This is a genomic window from Streptomyces sp. NPDC037301, from assembly GCF_055602785.1.
In genome coordinates this window covers 1-4,095 of the sequence record NZ_JBVJWD010000139.1, presented here as the reverse complement: position 1 = coordinate 4,095, position 4,095 = coordinate 1, and the positions used below count along the sequence as shown (strand labels likewise).

The window sequence follows — 4,095 nt, the reverse complement described above, 5'->3', positions numbered from 1 at the left end:
CGATGAAGGGCTTCCGCTCCGTCGGTGGAGCGCAGCGGTTCCTGTCCGCGTTCAGCGGCATCTCACCCCACTTCCGCACCCGGCGATCATCTCCGCACCGCCGCCGAACACCGCTTCGAAATGACCATCCGCTTCACCCTCTGGGACCACGTCACCGAGAACATCGGCCTGACTACCGCGGCTTAAACGGGCACCGAAACCACACCTCAGCACGCCCCGAAGCTCCACCGACCGGTCACCGCGCCATCAACGTGACAACGCCCGGTCACGGCGTATATGGCGTCGAATGTCCCGTCGGCGTAGGGCAGTTCACGTGCGTCCGAGCGGGTGGGCGTGATCGTCGCCAGGCCGTCGCGCTCGGCGCGGCGCATCACGTGGTCGAGCATCTCCTGCTGGATGTCGAGCACATCGAGCCGTCCCTCCGGCCCGAGCTGCGGGGCGACGTGCAGCGACTGCAGGCCGGTCCCCGGGCCGATCTCCAGGATCCGCTCCCCCGGTCGCGGCCGCAGTACGGCGTCCATCCGGTCGGCTGTCAGGAGCGGCAACGGCACGTCGAGGAGGCCGCGTTGGGCGTACGGATAGGGCGCTGTGTCGCCCGGCCACCAGGCGGCGGCCAACGCGGCGCCCGCGCCGGCGGCGACCGCCCAGCGGGTCCGGGCCGGGATCGGGGCGACGGGGGCGGTGGTGATGCGGTGCATGGTGTTCTCCGGTGGATCGATTCGGTCCGTGGTACGTAGTCGGGCGGTCGGCGTCACGCGTGCCGGCTCAGCGTCCGCAGCGCCAGCCGGCCGCACAGCGCGGCGAGCGGCAGCTCGGCGCCGAGCGCCATGGCGACCGCGGTGGCGAAGTCGCCGCCCGGGGCCGCGGTCGTGGTGTCGAACCAGGCGTCCACCACAAGCAGCGTCGCGGTCGCGGCGGCTGCCAGGGCGTGCCGCCGGTCGCCGCGGGCGGCGAGGAGGCCGGTGGCGATCAGGCCGAGCGCCTCCAGCGCGTCGAGCCCGACCCAGGCGACCGGCCAGTGCGCCGCGGTCGCGGTGGCCGGCAGGCCGGTGGCCAGCACGTACAGCCACGGCAGCAGGGCGAGCCCGCAGGCGACCAGCAGCCACCCGGCCCGCCGCATGCCCCGCGCCGGGCGCGGCTCCTCCGCCTCTTCGTGGAGCGGGATGACCTCGGCGCGGTCGAAGCCCTCGGCACCGGCCAATTCGTCATTGCACAACACCAGTTGACGCATCGTCTTCCCCCGCTCCCCGCCGGCTCTCCCCTTCACGTGCTCCACCCTCCGCCGCACACCAGGGCGCCGTCAGTCACGCAGGGTTCCGACCCAGGGTGGAGAAAAGTGCACCCCCGAACCGGGCGGCAGCGTCACGGCACGGGGATGGCCTGCGGCTTTACCGTTTGACGCATGCAACTCACGACGTGGCTGCAGCTGGTGCTGGGCCGGCCGTTCCGCAGGGCGGGACACCGGACCGCGCTCGTCGCCGCCGGCCTGCCGCTCCACCTCGCCGTGGTGCCACTGTGGCTCTGGCTGCTCGGCACGATGGCGGCGTTGGTGCCGGCCGTGACTCCGCTGCCCGTGCTACTCACGCTCGTGGCGCTGCCCGTGCTGCTCACGCTCGTGGTGACACCCCTGCTGACCGTCGGGCAGCGGCGGCGCTACCGGGCGCTCGTCGGCAAGGACCTCCCGCGCCCCGCCGTACCCGGGCCGGGACGCAACTGGAAGTCGGCGGTGCGCCGGCTGACCACGCGGGCCTTGTGGCGGCAGGTCTGCTACCACGCCGTGGCGGGTCCGCTGCTCGCCGTCCTGGACCTCGCCGTCCTCGCCGTCTGGGCCGCCGCTCTCGTGGCCGCCTCCATCTACGTGTGGATCTGGGCGCTGCCCCCGCAGTGGCGGGTCACCGACCTCGGGTACACCACGCAGGCCGCGTACATCACCGCCGGCGGCCTCGCCCTGCTGTTCCTCGGGCCCCGGCTGACCGGCGCTCTGGTGCGGCTGGAGACCCGGGCGGCCGAGGTCCTGCTCGGCCCCAGCCGCACGGAGAAGCTGGCCCGCCGGGTCGCCGACCTCGCCGAGAGCCGGGCCGGTGTGCTCGACGCCGCCGACGCCGAGCGGCGGCGGATCGAGCGCGACCTGCACGACGGCGCGCAGCAGCGCCTCGTCTCACTCGCCGTCAACCTGGGCCTGGCCAGGGCCACCCTCGGCGACCTGCCGGCGGACGCCCGCAAGGTGATCGACGAGGCGCACCGCGAGGCGAAGGAGGCGATCGCCGAGCTGAACAACCTGGTGCGCGGCCTGCATCCGGCCGTCCTTGAGGACCGCGGCCTCGACGCCGCGCTGTCCGGGGTCGCCGCCCGCCTCCCGATCCCGGTGCGCGTGGCGGTGGACCTGCCGCAGCGCCCCTCACCCACGGCCGAGGCCGTCGCGTACTTCGTGGTCTCCGAAGCCCTGACGAACGTGGTCAAACACGCCCAGGCGACCCGGGCGGACGTGACCGTGGAGCGGATCGGGGAGACACTGCTGGTGGTCGTCGCGGACGACGGCGCGGGCGGCGCGGATCTCGCGGCGGCCGGCGGTGGCACCGGGCTCGCCGGGCTCGCCAAGCGCGTCGCGTCCGTCGACGGCACGTTCTCCTGCCGCAGCCCCGCCGGGGGCCCGACCGTCATCACCGTGGAGCTGCCGTGCGCGCCGTGATCGCCGAGGATTCCCTCTTGCTGCGCATCGGCGTGGTCAAGGTGCTGGAGGCGGCCGGCTTCGAGATGTGCGCGCAAGTCGCCGACGCAGAAGGGCTGCTGGCGGCCGTCGAGGAGCACCGGCCCGACATCGCCGTGGTCGACGTGCGCATGCCGCCCGGCTTCACCGACGAGGGAGTGCGCGCCGCGCTGGTGATCCGCCGCCAGTACCCGCGTACCGCCGTGCTCCTGCTGTCGCAGTACGTGGAGGAGCGGTACGCGGCCGATCTGCTCGCCGCCAACACCTCGGGCGTCGGCTATCTGCTCAAGCAACGCGTCGCCGACGTCGAGGAGTTCGCCGAGGCGGTACGCCGGGTGGCGGCCGGCGGCACCGCGCTCGACCCGCAGGTCGTCGCGCAGCTGCTGGTGCGCCGGCACAGCGATCCACTCGACCGGCTGACGCCGCGCGAGCGGGAGGTGCTGGAGCTGATGGCGGGCGGCCGGTCCAACTCCGGCATCGCCGCCGAGCTGGTGGTGAGCGAGAGCGCGGTCGCCAAGCACATCAACAGCATCTTCACCAAGCTCGACCTGCCCAAGGCCGACGCCGACCACCGCCGCGTCCTAGCGGTGCTGCGCTTCCTGGGCGTTGCGACCGCATAGTGCGCGATCACGCCCGCATGCCCAGTCGACAACGGTGCTGAGCAGCACTTAGTGGGGAATGCGGCGCCTTCGGACAGGTGCTCTCCACCAGGCTTTGCCGCGCTGGGTGCCGAAGGCGGTGGCCGTCGTGCGCAGGGCCATGGCATGGGTGGGGCTGGTCATCACTGGTGTCCTCGCAGTCTTCGGGGTTGGGCGCGGTGGCTCGGGCTGGTCGGTCGGCTGTTGTCCGGAGCGGACGTGATGTCAGGGCGGTCGTCGCGTCAGCGCCTTCGTCCCGGGTTCGGCGGCGCCGGTGCGTGGGAGTCGGCCGGAGCCGGGGAGGACTGGCCGGGAGCGGCCGAGGCCGCCTGCGGGCTGCGCTTTCGGGCGGCGAGAACGCGCTGCTCGGCGAGGTCCGCGCTCGTGGCGGCGCTGCGCAGCGTGCTGGTGGCTTCGGCCAGCGCGGTGCGGGCGGCGGTGAGGTGGGTGGCGATCCGGCTTCGGGCGAAGTCGGCGTTGGCACGCGGGTTGGCGTAGGCCGAGGTGAAGTGGTCGATGAAGAGCTGATCGGCCTGGGCGCCGCCGAGGGCGTTGATCGCGCGGCCGACGGCGGCGACGGTGTGGGCGGGGTCCGTTGCGGTTCGGGCGTGGGCTTTGCGGGCGGCCGGAGCGCCCGTGGCCACGGCCGTACGGATGTCCTGGCCCTGGGCGGTCACCAGGGGGAGCAGTGTGCTGAGTTCGGTGAGGGAGTCGGACAGGTGCTGCATGTCCGGTCCCGGGGCGAAGATT

The 4,095-nt window shown here is 73.4% G+C and carries 5 protein-coding genes and 1 pseudogene; 3 read left to right on the top strand and 3 right to left on the bottom strand.

Features of this window, described 5'->3' with window-relative positions; translation table 11 throughout:
* Window positions 1-186: pseudogene (locus ACZ7IB_RS48840) on the top strand (IS6 family transposase); the annotation flags it as partial.
* Window positions 187-206: 20 nt separating this feature from the next.
* On the opposite strand, the gene ACZ7IB_RS48835 reads toward ACZ7IB_RS48840, so the two are convergent.
* Window positions 207-698, bottom strand: a complete 492-nt coding sequence (locus ACZ7IB_RS48835; protein ID WP_470921810.1) for a class I SAM-dependent methyltransferase — start codon at window positions 696-698, stop codon at window positions 207-209.
* Window positions 699-751: 53 nt separating this feature from the next.
* Window positions 752-1,267, bottom strand: a complete 516-nt coding sequence (locus tag ACZ7IB_RS48830) for a hypothetical protein (RefSeq protein WP_470921808.1) — start codon at window positions 1,265-1,267, stop codon at window positions 752-754.
* A gap of 135 nt (window positions 1,268-1,402) precedes the next feature.
* Between ACZ7IB_RS48830 and ACZ7IB_RS48825 the strand changes: the two genes are divergently transcribed.
* A complete protein-coding gene (locus ACZ7IB_RS48825; protein WP_470921807.1) occupies window positions 1,403-2,689 on the top strand; it encodes a sensor histidine kinase in 1,287 nt (428 codons plus the stop codon).
* Complete coding sequence (locus ACZ7IB_RS48820; RefSeq protein WP_089100675.1) at window positions 2,677-3,327, top strand: response regulator transcription factor; 651 nt, start codon at window positions 2,677-2,679, stop codon at window positions 3,325-3,327. The genes ACZ7IB_RS48825 and ACZ7IB_RS48820 overlap by 13 nt, the downstream gene beginning before the upstream one ends.
* 260 nt (window positions 3,328-3,587) lie before the next feature.
* Here ACZ7IB_RS48820 and ACZ7IB_RS48815 read toward each other — a convergent pair.
* Window positions 3,588-4,095: hypothetical protein (locus ACZ7IB_RS48815; RefSeq protein ID WP_470921805.1), on the bottom strand; the 508-nt coding region annotated here is incomplete at its 5' end.